This is a genomic window from Chroococcidiopsis thermalis PCC 7203 (assembly GCF_000317125.1).
Taxonomy (GTDB): domain Bacteria; phylum Cyanobacteriota; class Cyanobacteriia; order Cyanobacteriales; family Chroococcidiopsidaceae; genus Chroococcidiopsis; species Chroococcidiopsis thermalis.
In genome coordinates, this window is sequence record NC_019695.1 from 486,955 (window position 1) to 508,356 (window position 21,402).

Sequence of the window (21,402 nt, forward strand, 5' to 3'; positions counted from 1 at the left end):
CGTAAGTTGTAAGTCGTAAGTCGTAAGTCAGAACTTACTGCACTCTTACCCCTTACCCTTGATTCCTTACCCCTCATAAATGGATACTCTCCTTGCCATACCAGTTGCAGTTATAGTTTTTGCTCTTGGAGCGTCTATTGGTAGCTTCATCAATGTTGTAGTTTATCGCGTACCAGCAGGGTTATCCGTTCTCTATCCGCCTTCTCGCTGCCCTCATTGCTTGCATCGGCTAGGAAAAGAAAATTTACCAGTGCTAGGGTGGCTGTTACTGCAAGGGCGCTGTAAGTACTGTAGAAATCCAATTTCCATTCGCTATCCACTTATTGAAGCAGTCACGGGACTGCTATTTCTATCAATTTTTTGGACGTTTGATATTTCAGCTCAAACCCTCGGTTATTGGGCTTTTGCCAGTTGGTTGCTGGCACTATCGCTGATCGATCTAGATACGATGACATTGCCCAACCCCCTAACACAATCGGGATTAGTTCTGGGTTTGATATTTCAACTAGCTATGGGTTATTTAGTTCAAGGCACTTGGGCAGGAGCAATTCATCAACTCATGGCTGGTGCGATTGGAACTGTATTGGGAATTTGGTTGTTTGATGCCATTATCATCGTGAGTTCCATCTGTCTCGGACAAACCGCAATGGGTGGAGGGGATGCGAAATTAGCCGCCATGATGGGTGCTTGGTTGGGCTGGAAATACTTACTCTTATCGGGTTTTCTGGCTTGTGCTTTGGGTGCATTTGTCGGCGGAGGCGCGATCGCCCTTGGGATACTCCATCGCCGCCAACCAATGCCTTTCGGTCCCTTTCTCGCCCTCGGCGCAGTCATCACCGTGTTTGCTGGTGAAGCCATTCTTTCGACTTACTTCCGGTTGATGTTTCCTACTATGTAGGGAGTTGGTAATGGGTAATTGGTAATTGGTAATTGGTAATCGCTCACCTGCACGCAAAGCTCACTTGCCCCTAGCCTCCTCAGCTGCCGATCGTGAGAGCGATCGCTCCTAGCCCCTGATTCTGGTAACATGATCTTGTGAACTGGATGACGCTAAGGACGACGAGTTGGCGCTGGGAAGCAGAACTGATGCAACAGCTCTTAGAGGCGCATGGCATTCCAACACGGATATTAGATTTGGGTAGTACAAGCTATTTTGGTGCAGGCAGTCCTGCCGCTTTGCAAGTCTATGCAAAGGATCGGTGGACTGCCTTACTGCTATTGAGTCCAATTGAAGAGGAGTAAAGTAGCACTAAAAAATGTCAGAATATCTAAGTTTAAGTTTAATAACACGAGAGTAACTAAAGTAACCAAAATAAGGTATCGAAGTTACAGAAACTAGAAGTGTAGGGCATAAACGCTGTTTACAAATTTCATAACTGGTAGAAGATCGAGATAAACATGGCTACTAACGACGAATCTCGCGGTTTAATGTCTTTACTTGACTGGTTTGCCAATCGCCGCAAATCTGGTTCTATTAGTCAAGAACGGCACGAGCGTGACATTGCTGATGGATTGTGGAATAAATGCCCTGAATGCGGGGTTCTGGCTTACAACAAGGATTTGATGGCAAATCAAATGGTTTGTTTGGAATGTGGGCATCATATGCGGGTAGATAGCAACGAACGTATCCGCCAGTTGATCGATGCCAACACCTGGAAGCCAATTGATGAGAATTTGCGTCCCGCCGATCCACTACAATTTCGCGATCGCAAAGCCTATAGCGATCGCCTGCGGGAATATCAAGAAAAAACTGGTTTAAATGATGCCGTGCAAACAGGTTTCGGTAAAATTGACGGTTTACCAGCAGCCCTTGGCGTGATGGATTTTCGCTTTCTCGGCGGTAGTATGGGTTCGGTGGTAGGTGAAAAACTCACCCGTTTAATTGAACAAGCAACCCAGAAGCGATATCCTGTAGTAATTGTCTGTGCCTCTGGTGGTGCGAGAATGCAAGAGGCAATGCTCAGCTTGATGCAGATGGCAAAAATTTCTGCTGCCTTAGAACGTCATCGCGCTGCCCAATTGCTATATATTCCAGTATTAACCAATCCAACGACTGGCGGCGTCACAGCGAGTTTTGCCATGTTAGGCGACATCATCTTGGCAGAACCAAAAGCAACAATCGGTTTTGCCGGACGACGGGTGATCGAGCAAACCCTGCGTCAAAAACTTCCAGATAATTTCCAAACGGCTGAAGACGTACTAGAACACGGTTTCGTCGATGCGATCGTTCCTCGTACCCAACTTAAGAAAACTTTGGCTCAGTCGATTGCCCTACATCAACCACTTACTACTGCTCCAAATCTGGTACATCTAGAAGGCATAGCTCTTAGTTCGAGTATTTCTAGCTAAATTAGCGTCTAGAGGTTAAGGACTAGCACGCGAAGTCAGAAGTCGTAGGGGCGGGTTTTTTCAAGATATCTACGAAAGAACAAATAATTCTATGGCTAAATCCGCCCGTACAGAAGTCAAAAACCTTGGCAAGCGGTTGCGAAGGGTTTTCTGTGCATTAAAGCTGCGCAATTCTACTAATATTAGATGCTGTGATTCAAGGGCTATTTGTTTTTGCTGTTCTGCATAACGGCAGAAGCAAAGTTTTCTGTCTCGTCTAGCCACAGAGTTTGCTAGTGGAAACTTTTAACAGTAAATTTACAATTCTTCATATAAAATTCATAAATCCGTCTTTCCCTAGCCCCTAGCCTCTAGTTCTCAGTCCCTTCTTCTTCCAGGTTTAGGAAACAAATTGTGCAGTGACATGGTATTCATACATAATTAGAGCGTCTGTCTCAATCTCTAATTGTTTCTAAACAATCGTTCATTATGGGTTTTGCCGATTTGTCCATTGCAGAAATCGCAGCGGACTATAACCTTCCCGCAGTGGAGGTCATGGTTTTGTGCGATCGCTTGGGAATAGCTTATAAAAATCCTCAGACCCGTCTAGCTTTGGAAGATGCTAAGGCAGTTATCAGTCAAATTTTGTCTCAAAGGCAAAGCTCTGAGGCTAGCGATCGTCAGTGAAATCGAACTAGAGATTGAGCAAACCGGAACAAGTGCTGTGTTGAGCGTCCAAATTTTAGGAGAACCATGTTCAAAAGATTAATCGGGCTAGTAATGGCGACTGTGATGTTAGCATTTGGGCTAGTTGTTGGCAGCGCCGCCGCAGTTGAGATGAGCGAAGCTATCCGTACAGTGCCACTGAATGACAGTGGTGACACTACAGTACTGAGCCTCAAACAGGTGCAGGAAGGCAAACGCCTATTTAACTACGCCTGCGCTCAGTGTCACGTTGGTGGTGTAACCAAGACTAACCAAAACGTCGGGCTAGACCCGGAAAGTCTAGCCGGAGCTTCTCCATCCCGCAACAACATTGAAGGGTTGGTGGATTATATGAAAAATCCTACTACCTATGACGGAGAGGAGGAAATCGCCGAAATCCATCCCAGTATCAAGAGTGCGGATATTTACCCAGCGATGAGAAATTTACGGGATGAGGACTTAACAGCGATCGCCGGACATGTTCTGCTTCAACCAAAGATTTTGGGTGACAAGTGGGGAGGCGGCAAAATCTATTATTAAGTTGTTTGTCATTTGTCGCGTGTTGTTTGCCATAAACTGGTGACTCATGACTGTTAACCATTGACCATGAACCAATGACCTATCGTTTGTTTGGCTGTCTGTTTTTTTCTCTCATAGTTTGCCTGGGAGTGCTACTGCTGCCAAGTACTCCTGCTCAAGCTGCGATTGACTCCTACGTGGCTCGGTATTTACATGTCACTGAGCCAATCGATTTGGAAGTGAGCGATCGCGAGACTCGTTCGTTTTCACCAGAAGAAATATCCCAAGGGAAGCAGTCTTTTTCACAAAGCTGCCAGACTTGTCACGTCGGTGGTAGCACCATATCTTTTCCAGAAGTTTCACTCTCTTTGGAAAAGCTGAAAGGAGCTATGCCATCGCGGGACAATATTAACGGTTTAGTTGCTTATATGCGTAAACCAATGACTTACGACGGCAGCGAGGAAACTTACTGGTGTCGCGAAGTCCCTGAAAGCTGGTTGACACAAGCACAAGTGGAAAATCTAGCAGCTTTTATTTTGACAGCAGCCAAAAAAGCTCCTGGCTGGGGTACAGAAACCTTCTAATTTTGTAGAAGCCAGGAGACAGAAGACAAAAAAAGAAGACAGGAAAAATCTAAACATAGGCAGTATAAGGGGTGTTGTGTCCGCTTTACAGTAGCGGTGCAATGCCCCTTATTGTTGGAATCAGCAGATTGTCGATATGAACTGCTTAACGCGGTAGTATTGCAAACGAATTAACTGCAGCTCCTGTCGCACCTCTGATTCTAGGTGGATTCAGGACTAAAGGAAACTCGTAAACGCCCTCTTGAGCCAATGCTTGTGATAACTCTTCTAGATTTAAATTTTCTACAATGTAGATTCCGTTATCTGCAATTAGCGTGCGATGCACTGGAAAGACCGTTCCTGTGGCGGGAAGCACCTCAAAGACTAACTGATCGTCCCCTACCAGAAAAACTTTCTTCTTCGCCAGCCAACGAGCCGCTGCTTCGCCTGGACCTGGAAGAGGTTCTGAAAACTTTGTCGGTTCGGTGTTGAAAAACTTCCCATAGCCAGTCCTAATTAATACTGAGTCACCCGATTGAATTTCAACTCCTTCCGCTCGCGCCGTTGCTTCTAGGTCTGCGACAGTAATCTCCTGTCCCGCTGCAAGTGTCTCCACTCCTTTGAAACGGGCAACATCCAGTAAAACTGCTCGGTTGACAAACTGCTCTTTCGGGTAGGCTTCGACTCCTAGCTTTGTCAGTCCCAGATCGCTTTCGCTAGTTGCAGCATCTATGTCCCCAAATAGCTTGAGATTATTTGAAATATGACCGATCGCATCGATAGTGGGTGCGCCATGTTGTCCGCTAAAATCCATCTTATCTGTGGCAAAGCCAATCCCACCCGAAACCGTACCAAAAGTCTGAGTGTGTCTCGCTAATAGACTAATTGAGTAAGGGGTATTTGTCGGAAACAACGGCGAATTAGTATCCCAAGTGAAATTCAGTTCAATTATTCTAGCTGCACTCACCGATTCAATCAGTCTATCGAAAGCTTTTCGACGATTTTTCGCCCGACTCTCTTGTTTTGTCAAAACAGGCAGAGAGGCAAAAAAGTTGTTTTCATTGTTTACCCCTTCATCAAGGGCAATGCGATCGCTTGTCACAGAACTGACTCGTTGTGGCTGAGTTGTAGCGGCTACCACAAACGAGTGAGTCAGAATTACGCCAGCAGAAAGAATCAATATCCCAATCAAAAACAGATATCGCTTCATAAAAATTAGCTGATTTAGATAACGCAGTAACTCTGTATTAGAGTAGCTAGATTATTCCATATATCTTGAAAAAATACCGTGTTTCTAAAAGTAGTTCTCAATCTCCTCATAGAGATATCTAAAGTTTAAGCCCAGGGTAGACTGATAACTGATAATCGATCGCCGACTATGAGGGAACAAAAACTATTTGAGGAGCTAACAAACATACATCATCCGTTTGAACTAAACGCCCGATACCCAAAAAGCGATCGCCCTCATCTTCAACTCGTAAACAAGTATCGTTTGTCATGGTAACGGGAACTTCTGGGTAGGGAATTTTTTGACCCAAGCACCACTTACGCGCAACTGGCTCAGATAAATTAACGCTAGGAAGATGCTGTAAAGCTTTAGCAGGAGGAATAGGCTCGAATGTGCCTTGCTCTATCTGTGTGGCTAATTCATCTAAACTGAGACTTGCAGCAATTTCAAAACCGCTGCTACGAGTACGAGTTAATGCTGCTAGCGTTCCACCAGTACCTAACGCCGCACCTAAGTCCCGCGCGATCGCCCGAATATACGTTCCCGCACCACAAGCGATCGCTACTTCTAATTTGGGAAAATCTCCGGCTTGCCAATCTAAAATTTCGATCTTATATACCTCTACCGTGCGCTCTGGCACGTCTACTTCCTCTCCTGCTCGTGCTAGGTCATACAACCGCTTTCCCCCTACCTGGATGGCGCTGTATTTGGGTGGTATTTGGACGATTTTGCCTTGAAATTGTTTTAATCTTGGAACGATCTGCTCTAGGCTTAGATCTGTTGCTGGCTGGGAAGTCAGGATCTCTCCTTCTAAATCGTCAGTTGTGGTTGTGATGCCAAGTTGAATCGTAGCTCGATAAGCTTTATCTTGAGGCAAAAACTGTAATAACCGCGTAGCTTTGCCAACTGCGATCGGCAAAACGCCACTAGCCGCAGGATCTAGCGTACCTCCATGCCCTACCCGCGACGTATGCAACAATCGCCTGACCCGCGCCACGCAATCATGAGAAGTCCATCCTAGCGGTTTGTTTAAATTAATAAATCCTTGCACGAATTAGTTGTCAGTTATTTTAGTGACTTACGACTTACGACTGCTCTTACCTAGCAGGTTTGACTACTAATACAGAACAAGGAGCATTTTCCACAACTTGACTGCTAACAGAACCTTGAATGATTCGTTTTACTCCAGTCAAGCCGCGACTGCCGATCGCAATTAGGTCAGCTTGATAAATGTTTGCTAACCGAATAATTTCTTCAGCAGGATCGCCCGTAACGATCTCGATGATGCTTTCTCCTGGTATTTTTGCTTGGTAAGATTGCAGTTGCTTTTCTATTTGTAAATAGGGTAGTCCTTCCGCTACGGCTTGGGGGCGATCGCTGACAACTTCTTGACTTAACTCGACCGCAGGGACGACATGCGCGAGAACCACCTTTGTCGTCTGCTGGAGTTGCAGTTCTTCCAAACTCTGAATCACTCGTTCCTGAATTTCCGAACCGTCAAGAGCCACTAAAATCGTCTTTAGCACCGCCAAACCTCCCATACTACAGTTACCAGTTATCAGGTATCAATTCTCAGTTCGCAGTTCTCAGTAAATCGTGGTGCGCGGTCACTGGTGACTGTTTACTGGTCACTGTTCGCTGGTCACTGTCCATCCTTTTCACCAGTTCCGATTTGCCAATCTCCCGCCTGCAAATCTTGCATTCGCAACCGCACAGAATCAGCGTGAGAAGGCAGTCCTTCGGTTGTTGCGAGGGTATCAATTGCCCCTGCAACTTTTTGGAGTGCTTCCGGCGTGTACTGAATCACACTAGAGTGTTTGAGGAAAGTTTCTACCCCCAAAGCGGAAGCATAACGAGCAGCACCAGAAGTAGGTAACGTGTGGTTGGGACCGGCTAAGTAGTCTCCTACAGCTTCAGGGGTAGAATTACCCAAGAAAATCGCTCCTGCATGGCGGATCTGCTCTAACAGCGCCCAAGGATCGGCTACTTCTAATTCTAGGTGTTCGGGGGCAAACTCGTTCGATAGTTGAGCCGCAGTATTGAGCGAGTCCACGACTGCGATCGAACCATAGTGGGCGATCGCTTTTTCCGTCAGCGTCCGGCGCGGGTGATTGACTAACTGGCGCTCGACTTCTGTTTGAACTTGCTTAGCCAAACTCGCATCTGTCGTTAACAATATTGCCGCTGCCATTGGGTCGTGTTCTGCCTGGGCTAACAAGTCGGCAGCAACGTGGACGGGGTTAGCCTGTTCGTCGGCAATAATTAGGACTTCCGAAGGTCCGGCTAAAGAATCGATTCCCACCGTACCGTAGACGAGTTTTTTCGCTAGCGTCACGTAAATATTACCAGGTCCCGTAATCACATCGACTTTCGGCAGTGTTTCCGTACCGTATGCCAAAGCCGCGATCGCCTGCGCTCCCCCGACGCGATAAATTTCTTCAATTCCTGCCTCCTGAGCCGCCACTAGCACCGCCGGATTCATGGTTTTTCCCATCCCTGGCGGAGTGACGATGACACAGCGCTTCACCCCAGCCACTTTTGCTGGAATTGCGTTCATCAACACCGTACTGGGGTAGGCAGCTCGCCCTCCAGGGACATACAGCCCCGCGCTATCCACTGGGGTGTATCGCTTACCTAATACCACCCCGTCCTCGTCGAAATGTACCCAAGATTTAGGGACGCGCTGGCGGTGAAATGCCTCGATCCGCCGACAGGCGAGCTGGATAGCGCTGAGTAATTCTTGAGACACCTGTTGGTAAGCCGCATCCAGTTCCGAGCCGCTCACGCGCAGGTCTTCTGGTTTCAGCGTTTGTTGGTCAAATTCTTCAGTGTAGTGAATTAAGGCGCGGTCTCCTTGGCGCTTCACGGTCTGAAGCACCTCCCGAACCGTCGCTTCCTTATGAGCCACTTGTTCGTCGTGGGTGCGATCGCAGATCCGCTGGAGTTCGGCTCTTACCTCAGCCTGCTGAGTGATGATTCGCAGCATGGAGTTCGGGATGCTAATCTAGGAATTGCCTGCTGGGGAACAAAACTATACTATATCCGCCTGACGGCGATTATGGTTTATTTGTTCTTGCTTCTCTAGCTTAACCTGGATTTTTAGTAGAATCGCAATCTTGTCAATCTAGGTGCTATATTAGTACATCTAGGATTTTGTCTAATTTACGTTCCCTAACTTAACTGTGGCTAATACAAAGTCTGCTATCAAGCGCGTTCAAATTGCCGAGCGTAATCGGCTGCGGAATAAAGCATATAGCTCAGCAGTCAAAACGCTGATGAAAAAGTATTTCAGTACTCTGGAAGCTTACGCCGCCAATCCTACTCCAGAGCTGAAGCAAGAAGTCCAACAACGGATGTCGGCAGCATACAGCAAAATCGACCGAGCCGTAAAGCGGGGCGTACTCCATCGTAATAATGGAGCTAGGAAAAAATCCCGTCTGGCTAAGCAACTCAAGCAGTACGAAATGGCTAAAACTAGTGGTTAGTGGCTAGTGGCTGGTGGCTGGTTTTAAGTACTTGCTACTCCCTACGACCCGAATCCCTACTCCCTAGTTATGCAATTGATCGACTCTCACGTACATCTCAACTTCGACGTGTTTGAACCGGATTTGGCAGCCGTGCGATCGCGATGGCAAGCAGCAGGAGTCGTACACTTGGTTCATTCCTGTGTCGAACCAGCAGAATTTGCCAGCATCAGCGCGATCGCGCAGCAATTTCCTGAAGTCAGCTTTGCCGTGGGGTTACATCCACTAGATGCCCACAAATGGACGGAGAGTATGTCAACAGAAATTTTGTCCTTGGCGTGTAGTAACGATCGAGTCGTGGCAATCGGCGAGATGGGACTGGATTTCTATAAAGCAGAAAACCAAGAGCAACAGCGAGAAGTATTTGAAGCGCAATTGGAGATCGCAGCTACCCTCAACTTACCTGTTATTATCCATTGTCGGGAAGCAGCCGCACAAGTTAGAGAGATATTACAGTCGATGAAGCAGCGTCACGGCGAGAAAATTCGCGGGGTCATGCATTGCTGGAGCGGAACTCCAGAGGAAACTGCCTGGTTTCTAGATTTGGGGTTTTATATAAGTTTCAGCGGCATTGTCACGTTTAAGAATGCTCGTACCGTTCAAACAGCAGCACAGATGGTAAGCAGCGATCGCCTGTTGATTGAAACTGATTGTCCGTTTTTGGCTCCAGTTCCCAAGCGAAAAGAGCGGCGCAACGAACCGGCTTTCGTCTGGCATGTTGCTGAGTTTCTGGCTCACCTGCGCGGGGTTGAACTAGAAGAGATTGCAGCTCAAACAACGGCTAATGCTTGTCAACTATTCGGTTTGTCGGCGTGAATTAGCGATGAGAACAACGGCTCGGATTCGCTACACCTGCTGTCATAGGTATATTAAAAACGCCATAATGGTTAAGGAGCATGTATGAAACAATTTTTTAGCCCACCGCACAAAAGTTGGGAATATACATCATTACGCCGCCTCAACGTAAATTTTTGCTCTTACCCCTTGACAAAACATAGGTGAGAAAATAAGAGAAATTATTCTTTCGCTGTAGCAACCGGAATCTGCCGTCCCTACGATCTAATGAGCCAGAATAGACTGCTGTTTTCTTGTAACTGTCAAGTATTTGGTTTCCTGACTCAGAACACTTTTGATTTTTGCTTACGCGATCGCCTCAACGGGAAATTCCGTCAACGGCGATCGTTTAGCTGTTGTCTGCTTGATGGCTCGAGAACAGTTTAGAAATACGACTCTCGTAAAAGAATTCGGAATTTAGAACTATATGGTATACGGTACAAGCCTCTAGATTCATTCACGGAAAACCAGAAGATGCATAGCATCGACAATCCCTCCCCCACATTTATAACTCCATTCCAGTCTTGGGATTACACCCAGTCGAGGAAATAGCGTGGGTGAGATAACAATTCCGAATTCCGAATTCACAATTCCGAATTCGAGACGATCCGCCAAACACTTTCACTAGCGAGCTTCAAGACGCATGACTACAGAGATATCTAAAGAATCTACCTCCTACTTGCTGCCCGACTTGATCGAAATTCAAAAAGCTAGTTTTCGGTGGTTTTTAGAAGAAGGCTTAATTGAAGAACTCAACAGCTTCTCACCAATTACCGACTACACGGGCAAATTAGAACTGCACTTACTAGGTCAAAATTATAAACTCAAACAGCCTAAATACGATGTAGACGAAGCCAAGCGTCGCGATGCTACATATGCCGTACAGATGTACGTACCGACACGCTTGATCAATAAAGAGACAGGCGAGATTAAAGAACAAGAGGTTTTTATTGGCGACCTGCCCCTCATGACCGATCGCGGTACGTTTATTATTAACGGCGCAGAACGGGTAATCGTCAATCAAATCGTGCGATCGCCTGGAGTCTACTACAAATCGGAACTCGACAAAAACGGTCGTCGCACCTACAGCGCCAGTTTGATTCCTAACCGAGGCGCGTGGCTGAAATTTGAAACCGACCGGAACGATTTAGTTTGGGTACGCATTGATAAAACTCGTAAACTGTCGGCGCAAATTTTGTTGAAAGCACTTGCCCTGACAGATAATGAAATTTTTGATGCCCTGCGTCACCCAGAATATTTCCAAAAAACGATCGAAAAAGAAGGGCAGTTTTCTGAAGAAGAAGCCCTGATGGAATTGTACAAAAAGCTACGTCCTGGCGAACCACCAACGGTATTGGGCGGTCAACAGCTCCTCGACTCGCGCTTTTTCGATCCCAAGCGCTACGATTTAGGGCGCGTCGGACGGTACAAACTGAATAAAAAGCTGCGCTTATCGATCCCCGATACGACGCGGGTACTGACACCAACAGATATTTTGGCAGCGATCGACTACCTGATCAACTTAGAGTTCGACATGGGTAACACCGACGATATCGATCACTTGGGCAACAGACGAGTCAGAAGCGTCGGCGAGTTGCTGCAAAACCAAGTCCGCGTCGGCTTAAACCGCTTAGAACGGATTATCCGCGAACGAATGACCGTCTCGGATACAGATAACCTCAGCCCGACTTCATTGGTCAACCCCAAACCCCTGGTCGCTGCGATTAAGGAGTTTTTTGGCTCCAGCCAACTGTCACAGTTTATGGATCAGACCAACCCCTTAGCAGAATTGACTCACAAGCGCCGCCTCTCAGCCCTCGGTCCTGGCGGATTGACGCGAGAACGGGCGGGTTTTGCCGTGCGAGATATTCACCCCTCGCACTACGGGCGTATCTGCCCGATTGAGACTCCAGAAGGTCCCAACGCGGGTCTGATTGGTTCTTTGGCAACCCACGCCAGAGTTAACCAATACGGCTTTTTAGAAACGCCTTACCGCGAAGTGAAAAACGGGCGAGTCTTGTACGATGGCGCTCCTATTTACATGACAGCCGACGAGGAAGACGATTTTCGCGTCGCACCTGGGGACGTGCCGATCGACGAACACGGTAACTTGCTGGGCGCTCAAGTCCCCGTGCGTTACCGCCAAGACTTCACCACCACCACCCCCGACCAAGTGGACTACGTGCAGGTGACACCAGTACAAATCGTCTCTGTTGCCACCAGCTTGATCCCGTTCTTGGAACACGACGACGCTAACCGCGCCCTGATGGGTTCTAACATGCAACGGCAAGCGGTTCCCTTACTCAAACCGGAGCGACCCTTAGTTGGGACGGGGCTAGAAGCACAAGCAGCGCGGGACTCTGGGATGGTAATCATCAGCCGTACTGATGGTGAAGTCAGTTATATCGATGCCACCCGCATTCGCGTCCGTGCTGCTAATGGGAGCGAAATTGAATACCAAATGTCCAAATACCAGCGCTCCAACCAGGATACCTGTCTCAACCAGCGCCCGCTCGTCCGTAAAGGCGATCGCGTTGCTGCCGGACAGGTAATTGCTGATGGTTCCTCAACTGAGGGCGGTGAAATTGCTCTGGGACAAAATATTTTAGTTGCCTATATGCCTTGGGAAGGCTACAACTACGAAGATGCAATTTTGATCTCGGAACGGTTGGTACAGGAAGACCTGTATACCTCAATTCACGTTGAAAAGTATGAAATTGAGGCACGACAGACCAAACTCGGACCCGAAGAAATTACCCGCGAAATTCCCAATGTTGGGGAAGATGCCCTGAGACAGTTAGACGAACAAGGAATTATCCGCGTTGGCGCTTGGGTAGAATCGGGCGATATCTTAGTTGGCAAAGTTACCCCCAAAGGTGAATCTGACCAACCACCAGAAGAAAAACTGCTACGGGCAATTTTCGGTGAAAAAGCGCGGGATGTACGCGATAACTCGCTGCGCGTACCCAACGGCGAAAAAGGTCGTGTAGTAGACGTGCGCGTGTTTACCCGCGAACAGGGGGACGAACTACCCCCTGGCGCTAACATGGTCGTCCGCGTGTATGTCGCTCAAAAGCGCAAGATCCAAGTTGGCGACAAAATGGCAGGACGACACGGCAATAAGGGAATTATTTCTCGCATTTTGCCTTTAGAAGATATGCCATATTTGCCAGACGGCAGACCCGTTGACATCGTGCTGAATCCATTGGGCGTACCTTCCCGCATGAATGTGGGACAAGTGTTTGAGTGCCTCTTAGGTTGGGCGGGGGCTAACTTGGGTCTGCGGTTTAAGCTAACTCCATTCGATGAAATGTTTGGTGAAGAAGCATCGCGATCGATCGTTCACGGCAAATTGACGCAAGCCAGAGAAGACACCGCTCAAGATTGGATGTACGACCCAGAAAATCCGGGGAAAATCCAAGTATTCGACGGCAGAACGGGAGAACCATTCGATCGCCCGATCACGATTGGGATGGCTTACATGCTGAAACTGGTACATTTGGTAGACGACAAGATTCACGCTCGTTCAACAGGTCCTTACTCCTTGGTGACGCAACAACCCTTGGGTGGAAAGGCGCAGCAAGGCGGTCAGCGATTTGGCGAAATGGAAGTGTGGGCGCTGGAAGCATTCGGCGCTGCCTATACCCTGCAAGAGCTGCTAACGGTGAAATCCGACGACATGCAAGGACGGAACGAAGCCTTAAACGCGATCGTCAAAGGCAAGGCTATCCCTCGACCTGGCACGCCCGAATCTTTCAAGGTATTGATGCGAGAGTTGCAATCTTTGGGGCTAGATATTGCCGTGCATAAGGTAGAAACTCAAACTGACGGCAGTACCTCTGATGTCGAAGTGGATCTGATGGCAGATCCGGCTGGTCGCCGCACTCCTTCCCGTCCTACCTACGAATCTCTCAGTCGCGAATCGTTGGAAGAAGAAGAAATTTAGTGGTGAGTGGTGAGTGATGAGTGGTGTTCCTACTCCTTACTCCTTACTCCCTACTACGCGGCTCCGATGGCGAACGCGGCTCCAATGCGGAGGTTCCCTCCGCTTCCGCCCGCTTGGAAACCTCGCCATCTGCCCGCTTCCCTACTCCCTACTCCCTTACCCCTCAAATATGAGACCAGGATTATCAAATCAGTTCGACTACGTAAAAATTGCGATCGCCTCGCCTGACCGGATTCGGGTCTGGGGAGAAAGAACCTTGCCTAACGGTCAGTTGGTGGGCGAGGTGACAAAGCCAGAAACAATTAACTATAGAACGCTCAAGCCAGAAATGGACGGGCTATTTTGCGAGCGAATCTTCGGTCCGGCGAAAGATTGGGAGTGTCACTGCGGCAAGTATAAGCGCGTCCGGCATCGGGGCATTGTTTGCGAGCGTTGCGGTGTGGAAGTTACGGAATCCCGCGTCCGCCGCCACCGGATGGGTTTTATCAAACTCGCGGCTCCAGTTGCCCACGTTTGGTATCTCAAGGGTATTCCTAGTTATATTTCGATTTTGTTAGATATGCCCTTACGGGATGTCGAGCAAATTGTTTACTTTAACGCTTATGTCGTCCTCAAACCAGGCAACGCCGAGACTTTAACTTACAAACAATTGCTCAGCGAAGACCAGTGGATTGAGATTGAAGACCAACTTTACAGCGAAGATTCTACCCTAGAAGGTATAGAAGTAGGAATCGGAGCTGAGGCATTAGCGAATTTGCTCTCGGATATCAAACTGGAACCAGAAGCAGAAACGCTGCGGCAAGAAATTGGTACGGCAAAAGGACAGAAACGGGCAAAACTGATCAAACGGCTGCGGGTGATCGATAACTTTATCGCCACTGGCTCGAAACCAGAGTGGATGGTAATGAGTTATATTCCGGTAATTCCCCCAGACTTGCGCCCAATGGTACAGCTCGACGGCGGACGATTTGCTACGTCCGACTTAAACGATCTGTATCGTCGCGTAATCAACCGGAACAACCGTTTGGCGCGCTTGCAAGAGATTTTGGCTCCTGAAATCATCGTCCGTAACGAAAAACGGATGCTGCAAGAAGCCGTCGATGCTTTGATCGATAACGGTCGGCGGGGACGCACGGTGGTAGGCGCAAACAATCGTCCGTTGAAATCCTTATCGGATATTATCGAAGGGAAACAAGGTCGCTTCCGCCAAAACTTGCTCGGCAAACGGGTTGATTATTCAGGACGTTCGGTAATCGTCGTCGGACCCAAACTTAAAATTCACCAGTGCGGTTTGCCACGGGAAATGGCAATCGAGCTATTCCAGCCGTTTGTGATCCATCGTCTGATTCGCGGTGGAATTGTCAACAATATTAAAGCTGCGAAAAAACTGATTCAGCGCAATGACCCCAGCGTGTGGGACGTTTTAGAAGAGGTGATTGAAGGACACCCAGTCCTGCTCAACCGCGCTCCAACGCTTCACCGCTTGGGGATTCAATCTTTCGAGCCAATTTTGGTAGAAGGTCGTGCCATTCAGCTCCATCCTTTGGTCTGTCCGGCGTTCAACGCTGACTTTGATGGCGACCAGATGGCGGTTCACGTGCCTCTGTCCCTGGAATCGCAGTCAGAAGCAAGATTGTTGATGCTAGCTTCTAACAATATTCTGTCTCCAGCAACAGGCAGACCGATTATTACTCCCAGCCAAGATATGGTTTTGGGCTGTTACTACTTAACTGCCGAAAATCCCAACAACAATCGTGGCGCTGGCAGTTACTTTGCATCGCTCGATGACGCGATCGTAGCTTACGAGCAAGAGCGAGTAGACCTACACGCCAAAGTTTGGGTACGCTACGACGGCAAAGTAGAGACGGCGAAGCCAGACAGCGAGCCTTTAAAAGTAGAAAAGCAGGGTGACGGCACCGTGACCAAACACTTTCGCGAACGACGAGTCCGAGAGGATGGTAGCGGTAATTTGCTGTCGCAGTTCATCCTGACAACTCCTGGTCGGATTATTTACAACAAAGCAATTCAAGACTCGATTGTCAGCTAGGGATTAGGGGGCTGGGGACTAGGAAAATTTCAAAATTCGCAATTAACTCACTTCCCCTGTAAGGGCGGGTTCAACCGCAGAAGGATTTATTCCAGAACAGGTATCTTCAAAAAACCCGCCCCTACGATTCCCCACTCATCACGCGCTACGCACTACTCACTACTCACTACTCACTAAAAACATGGCAGACGGTAAGGAATTTATTTTTCGCAACCGCGTAGTTGGTAAAAGCCAGCTGAGAAATCTAATTGCTTGGTCGTTCACGACTTACGGCACTGCTCGCACGGCAGTTATGGCAGATAAGCTGAAAGATTTAGGATTTCGCTACGCGACGAAAGCAGGGATCTCAATTAGCGTTGACGATTTGATGGTTCCGCCTTCTAAGCGATCGCTCTTGGAAGCTGCCGAAGCCGAAATTAGAGCCACGGAAGCGCGTTACCAACGGGGAGAAATCACTGAGGTCGAGCGTTTCCAAAAAGTGATCGACACTTGGAACAGTACCAGCGAAGCCCTCAAAGATGAAGTAATGAGTCACTTCGAGCGGACGAATCCGCTGAACTCGGTACACATGATGTCTATTTCTGGGGCGCGGGGTTCGATCGCCCAGGTGCGGCAGTTGGTCGGAATGCGCGGGTTGATGGCAGACCCTCAAGGGGAAATTATCGACTTGCCAATTAAAACGAATTTCCGCGAAGGGCTGACCGTTACCGAATACATTATCTCGTCCTACGGGGCGAGAAAGGGTCTGGTAGATACGGCGCTGCGCACGGCAGACTCCGGTTACTTAACACGACGCTTGGTAGACGTATCCCAAGACGTGATCGTACGGGAATTTGACTGTGGTACGACCCGCGCCATTCCCGTGCGCCCGATGATGGATGGCGATCGCACTTTGATTCCGATCGGCAATCGTTTGCTGGGGCGAGTCGCGGCAGTTGATGTCATCCACCCAAAAACGAAAGAAGTGTTGGTGCAGAGAAACCAGCCCATTCATGACGAATTGGCGCAGGCAGTAGACAAAGCAGGCGTTGAAGAAGTGATGGTCCGATCGCCCCTCACCTGCGAAGCAGCGCGGTCGGTCTGCCAGCACTGTTATGGCTGGAGCTTGGCGCACGCCAAAATGGTGGATTTGGGTGAAGCGGTGGGGATCATTGCCGCTCAAAGTATTGGCGAACCAGGCACGCAGCTAACCATGCGTACCTTCCACACGGGCGGCGTATTTACCGGAGAAGTAGCGCGACAAGCACGGGCAGAACAAGACGGTACGATTCGGATGCCGCGCAATCTCCGCAATCGTCCGTTTAGAACCCGCCACGGAGAAGACGCGCTGATGGCGGAAAACAATGGGGCGCTGACTTTGGAGCTTGCCAATGGCAGCAAAGTGAATATTCCCGTCAACCAAGGTTCGATCGTGTATGTCAATGACGGTCAGACAGTAACAGTTGGACAACTAATCGCTGAAGTCCCCGTTGGCAACCGTACCACCAGAGTTAACACGGAAAAAGTTACGAAAGACGTGGCTTCGGACTTGGCAGGAGAAGTCAAATTTGCGGATGTCGTCGCCGAGGAAAAGACCGACCGTCAAGGTAACACGACGACGACTGCATCTAGAGGCGGCTTGATCTGGATCTTGTCGGGAGAAGTTTACAACTTGCCCCCAGGTGCAGAACCCAGCGTCAACAACGGCGATCGCGTCGAAGCGAATAGCGTCTTGGCGCAGATGAAACTGACCAGCGTGCATGGGGGTGTCGTGCGCTTACCCCAAGCTGCTGATGGGGCGCGGCAGCGAGAAATTGAAATCATTACTGCCTCTGTGGTTCTCGATACGGCTACCGTGCGATCGGAAAGCTTTCAAGGTCGCGAGCATTACACGATCGAAACAAATAACGGTCAACAATTTTCGCTCTTAGCAACCCCAGGCACAAAAGTGCAAAACGGTCAAGTTGTTGCAGAGCTAATTGACGATCGCTACCGCACTGCTACTGGTGGAATTGTCAAATTTGCTGGGGTAGAAATCGGGAAAAAAGGTAAGGCAAAGCAAGGTTACGAAGTCGTCAAGGGTGGAACTTTGTTGTGGATTCCTGAAGAATCTCACGAAGTCAATAAGGATATCTCCCTGCTAATCGTCGAGGACGGCACGTATGTCGAAGCGGGTACGGAAGTCGTAAAGGATATCTTCTGCCAGAATAGCGGCGTTGTCACCGTGACTCAGAAGAATGACATTTTGCGCGAACTGGTGGTGAAGCCAGGGGAATTGCTGATGTTAGACGACCCAGAAGCAGCACTCGGCAGAGACGGAACTTTAGGTCAGCCTGGAGAAGAAATCGTCCCAGGACATACCCTATCCGAACTGCGTTATATCGAGTATGTCGAATCGCCTGAAGGTCCAGCCTTACTGCTACGTCCCGCAATCGAATATGCCGTACCAGATGTTCCACCCGTACCCAGCACGCAATCCGTTAACCAATCGGGTCGCCGGATTGAGTTGCGATCGATGCAGCGTATTGCTTTTAAAGATTCCGAGCGGGTGAAGTCGATTGAAGGAGTAGAACTGCTGCGGACGCAATTGGTCTTGGAAATCGAGCAAGACACGAGCGGAGAACACGGTAGTTCGCCAATGGTGGCAGATATCGAATTGATTCCCGATGCAGAAGATCCCGAACTCCAGCGCTTGCAGTTGGTAATTTTGGAGTCTCTAACAATCCGCCGCGACGTAGCCGCCGATGCTACCCAAGGCAGTACTTCAACCACATTACTCGTAGAAGACGGGCAGAATATTCCGCCTGGTGCAGTGGTGGCACGGACGGCAATTCAGTGCAAAGAAGCCGGAGAAATTCGCGGTATTCGCGAAGGTGCGGAAGCCATTCGCCGCATTCTGGTGTTGCGAGAAAGCGATCGCCTATCCATTCCAACCAAAGAACGTCCTCAAGTCAAAATTGGTGACTTGGTTGTAGCAGGTATGGAAATCGCTCCGGGAGCAGTTGTGGCTGAATCCGGGCAAGTACTGGAAATTAAGAAGGCAACGGGAGACAAAAAAGAGCAGGAACAACCAGGCGATGGTGCGTTGGTTAGCAATGCTTATGAAGTGGTTGTACGCACAGGTCGCCCTTATCGCGTCAGTAACGGTGCGGTATTGCAAGTCGAAGACGGCGAACTGGTTCAACGGGGCGATAACTTAGTGTTGTTGGTCTTTGAACGGGCAAAAACCGGAGACATCATTCAGGGTTTACCCAGAATTGAGGAACTACTGGAAGCACGCAAGCCAAAAGAAGCGTGTATCCTTGCCCGTGCTGGCGGTACGGTAGAATACAATCGGATTGAGGATGAAACTGTTGCCATTAAGGTGATTGAAGATTCTGGCAATCTTACCGAGTATCCAATTGGACCTGGGCAAAATGCCATTGTCTCTGATGGAGCGCACATAGAGTTAGGTACGCCACTGACCGACGGTCCAGCAAACCCCCATGAAATTCTGGAGATTTTCTACAATCGCAATGCTGCCGAGGGTGTCTATGCTAGTGCGCTGGAAGCTTTACAGCGAGTTCAGACATTTCTAGTGAATGAAGTTCAGTCCGTCTACCAGTCTCAAGGCATTGATATTTCTGACAAGCACATCGAAGTGATCGTGCGTCAGATGACTTCCAAGGTGCGGATCGACGATGGTGGCGACACGACCATGTTGCCAGGGGAGTTGATCGAACTGCGGCAAGTCGAGCAGGTCAACGAAGCAATGAGCATCACTGGTGGGGCGAAAGCACAGTATACGCCGATGCTCTTGGGTATTACCAAGGCATCGCTGAATACGGATAGCTTCATTTCAGCAGCTTCGTTCCAAGAAACGACTAGGGTACTGACTGAAGCAGCGATCGAAGGTAAATCTGATTGGTTGCGGGGTCTGAAAGAAAACGTAATCATCGGACGCTTGATTCCAGCGGGAACTGGTTTTAACACCTACGAAGAAGTCAGTACGACCAGTACTGACGATTTCGACACCATGTCAACCAGCGTCTTTGATGATGGTGACGATGCCATGGATGTCGTCCTCGACGATCGCACGGCTCGTGCCTATAACCTAGAGGGTATGGGAGATAGCTTCGGTTTCGATCGCAACGCTGCCATCCTGGATGAAGATGACGATCTGATGATCGACGACTCTTCAGCTGGCGACATGGATGATGACGATGATGACGATGATGACGATGACGACTTCGACGACGACGATATCTAACTAAAAAATAGGGTGGGCAATGCCCACCCTTTCGTTTTCTGTCAAGAGACAAAATTTCGCCTCTCGATAAACAAAATCTCTTATTTGAGCGAAGCGCTTTGCAACTCGCCCGTGCGGACGGAAAGTTGTTGAGTTCGATCGCCCCGCCGGACTTTGACTTGGATCGCCTGCCCGACTTGAGTATCCTCAACTAAACTTTGTAGCTGTTCGGCTTTCGTAATCGTCTGCCCGTCTACTTGGACGATGACATCTCCCCGACGCAATCCAGCGGCAGCAGCAGGCGAGTTGGGTAAAACTCGCACTACCAATACGCCATTCACTTCGGGAATTTGAATTGCCGAATTAGGATCGCTGTTATTTTGCCTTGCCAATGAGGGGGTAAGGGTTTCCATTTGTACCCCAATATATGGATGGGCGACTTGCTCACCTCGAATTAACCGATCTTTAATCGCTTTGGCTTTGTCAATTGGAATTGCAAAACCGATCCCCATCCCGTCAGCGCGAATCGCCGTGTTGATGCCGATGACCTCACCGCGATCGTTCAATAGCGGACCCCCAGAATTACCAGGATTGATCGCCGCATCAGTTTGAATGAAATCTAGCCGTTTATCGGGAATGCCAACTTGGGCGCTAGAACGCTTGAGAGTGCTGACAATACCAAGGGTGACGGTGTTATCTAATCCCAAAGGATTTCCTACTGCGATCGCCCAATCTCCAACCTGGACGCTAGAAGAGTCTCCCAAAGGTGCTACGGGCAAATTTTTGCCGTTGACTTTAATCGCTGCCAAATCGGTAACTTCATCTACACCTTGCACCTGACCTTCCAAAACACGCCCATCTTTTAAAGTTACCGTCACCTTATCGGCTTGAGCGACAACGTGGGCATTGGTTAAAATCTCGCCGCTAGAATCGACAATGAACCCAGAACCCAATCCTTGTAAACGTTCGGGTGGCAATTGTTGGGGAAAGTTTTCGCCAAAAAAACGGCGGAAAAATGGGTCGTCTGAAAAAGGATCGGGTAGGCGGCGCGTAATCGTGCGTTCTGTATCGATGCGTACCACCGCTTGTCCGACGCGATTAACTGCCGCAGTTACAAAGCTGTTGGGCTGGATGGCAGCTTTTTGAGTTGGGGCTGCTGGTGTGGCAGCTTGGGAAATAGTTGCTTGAGGTACTGGGTCTGCTTGTGATGGTAGTACCCACAGACAACCGCTTAGAAATACACCTATAACAATCGCCAACACATAAGTACTGAGTTGGCGGATATACTGCATAACTTTTCCTAATTGCATAGAATCAATTGCTCAGTCAGTTGAAATGTCATTGGTCAATTGGTCATTGGTCAATTTGTGAATTCCCGATCTCAGTTCTCAGTTGTCAGGGAACAAAGTACGGGAAGCTATAATTTCTGACTTACGACTTACGACTTACCAATGACTCATGACCAATGACAAGTTATATCTAATATTTTGGCAAAGCTTGC

At 48.8% G+C, this 21,402-nt stretch carries 19 protein-coding genes; 13 read left to right on the forward strand and 6 right to left on the reverse strand.

The features are described from left to right. Positions 1-79: 79 nt before the first annotated feature. On the forward strand, positions 80-898 hold the full coding sequence (locus CHRO_RS02180) for a prepilin peptidase (RefSeq protein ID WP_015152536.1): 819 nt from the start codon (positions 80-82) through the stop codon (positions 896-898). Here the strand turns inward: CHRO_RS02180 and CHRO_RS31490 are convergent. Continuing rightward, positions 868-1,029, reverse strand: a complete 162-nt coding sequence (locus CHRO_RS31490; protein WP_158265832.1) for a hypothetical protein — start codon at positions 1,027-1,029, stop codon at positions 868-870. The genes CHRO_RS02180 and CHRO_RS31490 overlap by 31 nt on opposite strands. 6 nt (positions 1,030-1,035) lie before the next feature. On the opposite strand from CHRO_RS31490, the gene CHRO_RS02185 reads away from it, so the two are divergent. The 5 genes from CHRO_RS02185 (at position 1,036) to psbV2 (ending at position 4,136) form a co-directional block, all read left to right on the forward strand. Then, positions 1,036-1,242, forward strand: coding sequence for a putative signal transducing protein (locus CHRO_RS02185; protein ID WP_041462322.1), 207 nt, complete (start codon positions 1,036-1,038; stop codon positions 1,240-1,242). Between the two features lie 156 nt (positions 1,243-1,398). Then, complete coding sequence (gene accD, locus CHRO_RS02190) at positions 1,399-2,349, forward strand: acetyl-CoA carboxylase, carboxyltransferase subunit beta (protein WP_015152538.1); 951 nt, start codon at positions 1,399-1,401, stop codon at positions 2,347-2,349. A gap of 468 nt (positions 2,350-2,817) precedes the next feature. Then, the gene (locus CHRO_RS02195) at positions 2,818-3,015 is read left to right on the forward strand and encodes a hypothetical protein (RefSeq protein ID WP_015152539.1); all 198 of its coding nucleotides are present in this window, start codon (positions 2,818-2,820) and stop codon (positions 3,013-3,015) included. Positions 3,016-3,081: 66 nt separating this feature from the next. Further along, positions 3,082-3,573, forward strand: a complete 492-nt coding sequence (gene psbV, locus CHRO_RS02200; protein WP_015152540.1) for a photosystem II cytochrome c-550 — start codon at positions 3,082-3,084, stop codon at positions 3,571-3,573. Positions 3,574-3,647: 74 nt separating this feature from the next. Then, entirely contained in the window at positions 3,648-4,136 is a 489-nt protein-coding gene (gene psbV2 / locus CHRO_RS02205) for a photosystem II cytochrome PsbV2 (RefSeq protein ID WP_015152541.1), read from the forward strand. Positions 4,137-4,281: 145 nt separating this feature from the next. On the opposite strand, the gene CHRO_RS29385 is transcribed toward psbV2, so the two are convergent. The 4 genes from CHRO_RS29385 to hisD form a co-directional block, all read right to left on the reverse strand. Next, entirely contained in the window at positions 4,282-5,325 is a 1,044-nt protein-coding gene (locus CHRO_RS29385; RefSeq protein ID WP_015152542.1) for a cyclase family protein, read from the reverse strand. A 166-nt stretch (positions 5,326-5,491) separates the two neighbouring features. Then, positions 5,492-6,394 carry a tRNA pseudouridine(55) synthase TruB gene (truB, locus tag CHRO_RS02215; RefSeq protein WP_015152543.1) on the reverse strand — a complete coding sequence of 301 codons (903 nt, stop codon included), beginning with the start codon at positions 6,392-6,394 and terminating at the stop codon, positions 5,492-5,494. Positions 6,395-6,440: 46 nt separating this feature from the next. Continuing rightward, positions 6,441-6,869, reverse strand: a complete 429-nt coding sequence (locus CHRO_RS02220; RefSeq protein ID WP_015152544.1) for a universal stress protein — start codon at positions 6,867-6,869, stop codon at positions 6,441-6,443. Positions 6,870-6,985: 116 nt separating this feature from the next. Continuing rightward, complete coding sequence (gene hisD / locus CHRO_RS02225; protein WP_015152545.1) at positions 6,986-8,329, reverse strand: histidinol dehydrogenase; 1,344 nt, start codon at positions 8,327-8,329, stop codon at positions 6,986-6,988. Positions 8,330-8,525: 196 nt separating this feature from the next. Between hisD and rpsT the strand changes: the two genes are divergently transcribed. The 7 genes from rpsT to CHRO_RS02250 all read left to right on the forward strand — a co-directional run bounded on the left by rpsT (position 8,526) and on the right by CHRO_RS02250 (position 19,922). Continuing rightward, positions 8,526-8,828 carry a 30S ribosomal protein S20 gene (rpsT, locus tag CHRO_RS02230; protein ID WP_015152546.1) on the forward strand — a complete coding sequence of 101 codons (303 nt, stop codon included), beginning with the start codon at positions 8,526-8,528 and terminating at the stop codon, positions 8,826-8,828. A 69-nt stretch (positions 8,829-8,897) separates the two neighbouring features. Then, positions 8,898-9,683 carry a TatD family hydrolase gene (locus tag CHRO_RS02235; protein WP_015152547.1) on the forward strand — a complete coding sequence of 262 codons (786 nt, stop codon included), beginning with the start codon at positions 8,898-8,900 and terminating at the stop codon, positions 9,681-9,683. 313 nt (positions 9,684-9,996) lie between these two features. Next, positions 9,997-10,122, forward strand: coding sequence for a hypothetical protein (locus CHRO_RS34150; RefSeq protein ID WP_255409909.1), 126 nt, complete (start codon positions 9,997-9,999; stop codon positions 10,120-10,122). 222 nt (positions 10,123-10,344) lie between these two features. Then, positions 10,345-13,647: a DNA-directed RNA polymerase subunit beta gene (gene rpoB / locus CHRO_RS02240; RefSeq protein WP_015152548.1), complete on the forward strand. Its 3,303-nt coding sequence runs from the start codon at positions 10,345-10,347 to the stop codon at positions 13,645-13,647. Positions 13,648-13,670: 23 nt separating this feature from the next. Beyond that, entirely contained in the window at positions 13,671-13,820 is a 150-nt protein-coding gene (locus CHRO_RS31495; RefSeq protein ID WP_181824256.1) for a hypothetical protein, read from the forward strand. Next, a complete protein-coding gene (locus CHRO_RS02245) occupies positions 13,817-15,694 on the forward strand; it encodes a DNA-directed RNA polymerase subunit gamma (RefSeq protein ID WP_041462323.1) in 1,878 nt (625 codons plus the stop codon). The genes CHRO_RS31495 and CHRO_RS02245 overlap by 4 nt, the downstream gene beginning before the upstream one ends. 181 nt (positions 15,695-15,875) lie before the next feature. Next, the gene (locus CHRO_RS02250; RefSeq protein ID WP_015152550.1) at positions 15,876-19,922 is read left to right on the forward strand and encodes a DNA-directed RNA polymerase subunit beta'; all 4,047 of its coding nucleotides are present in this window, start codon (positions 15,876-15,878) and stop codon (positions 19,920-19,922) included. A gap of 80 nt (positions 19,923-20,002) precedes the next feature. Here the strand turns inward: CHRO_RS02250 and CHRO_RS02255 are convergent, their stop codons facing one another. Then, positions 20,003-21,211, reverse strand: a complete 1,209-nt coding sequence (locus tag CHRO_RS02255) for an HhoA/HhoB/HtrA family serine endopeptidase (RefSeq protein WP_015152551.1) — start codon at positions 21,209-21,211, stop codon at positions 20,003-20,005. Positions 21,212-21,402: the final 191 nt, after the last annotated feature.

Bases quoted from the DNA above. Each gene is read 5' to 3' on its own strand.
- CHRO_RS02180 (WP_015152536.1), top strand. From the start codon at position 80: ATGGATACTCTCCTTGCCATACCAGTTGCAGTTATAGTTTTTGCTCTT.
- CHRO_RS31490 (WP_158265832.1), bottom strand. From the start codon at position 1,029: ATGTTACCAGAATCAGGGGCTAGGAGCGATCGCTCTCACGATCGGCAG.
- accD (WP_015152538.1), top strand. From the start codon at position 1,399: ATGGCTACTAACGACGAATCTCGCGGTTTAATGTCTTTACTTGACTGG.
- CHRO_RS02195 (WP_015152539.1), top strand. From the start codon at position 2,818: ATGGGTTTTGCCGATTTGTCCATTGCAGAAATCGCAGCGGACTATAAC.
- psbV (WP_015152540.1), top strand. From the start codon at position 3,082: ATGTTCAAAAGATTAATCGGGCTAGTAATGGCGACTGTGATGTTAGCA.
- psbV2 (WP_015152541.1), top strand. From the start codon at position 3,648: ATGACCTATCGTTTGTTTGGCTGTCTGTTTTTTTCTCTCATAGTTTGC.
- CHRO_RS29385 (WP_015152542.1), bottom strand. From the start codon at position 5,325: ATGAAGCGATATCTGTTTTTGATTGGGATATTGATTCTTTCTGCTGGC.
- hisD (WP_015152545.1), bottom strand. From the start codon at position 8,329: ATGCTGCGAATCATCACTCAGCAGGCTGAGGTAAGAGCCGAACTCCAG.
- CHRO_RS02235 (WP_015152547.1), top strand. From the start codon at position 8,898: ATGCAATTGATCGACTCTCACGTACATCTCAACTTCGACGTGTTTGAA.
- rpoB (WP_015152548.1), top strand. From the start codon at position 10,345: ATGACTACAGAGATATCTAAAGAATCTACCTCCTACTTGCTGCCCGAC.
- CHRO_RS02245 (WP_041462323.1), top strand. From the start codon at position 13,817: ATGAGACCAGGATTATCAAATCAGTTCGACTACGTAAAAATTGCGATC.
- CHRO_RS02250 (WP_015152550.1), top strand. From the start codon at position 15,876: ATGGCAGACGGTAAGGAATTTATTTTTCGCAACCGCGTAGTTGGTAAA.
- CHRO_RS02255 (WP_015152551.1), bottom strand. From the start codon at position 21,211: ATGCAATTAGGAAAAGTTATGCAGTATATCCGCCAACTCAGTACTTAT.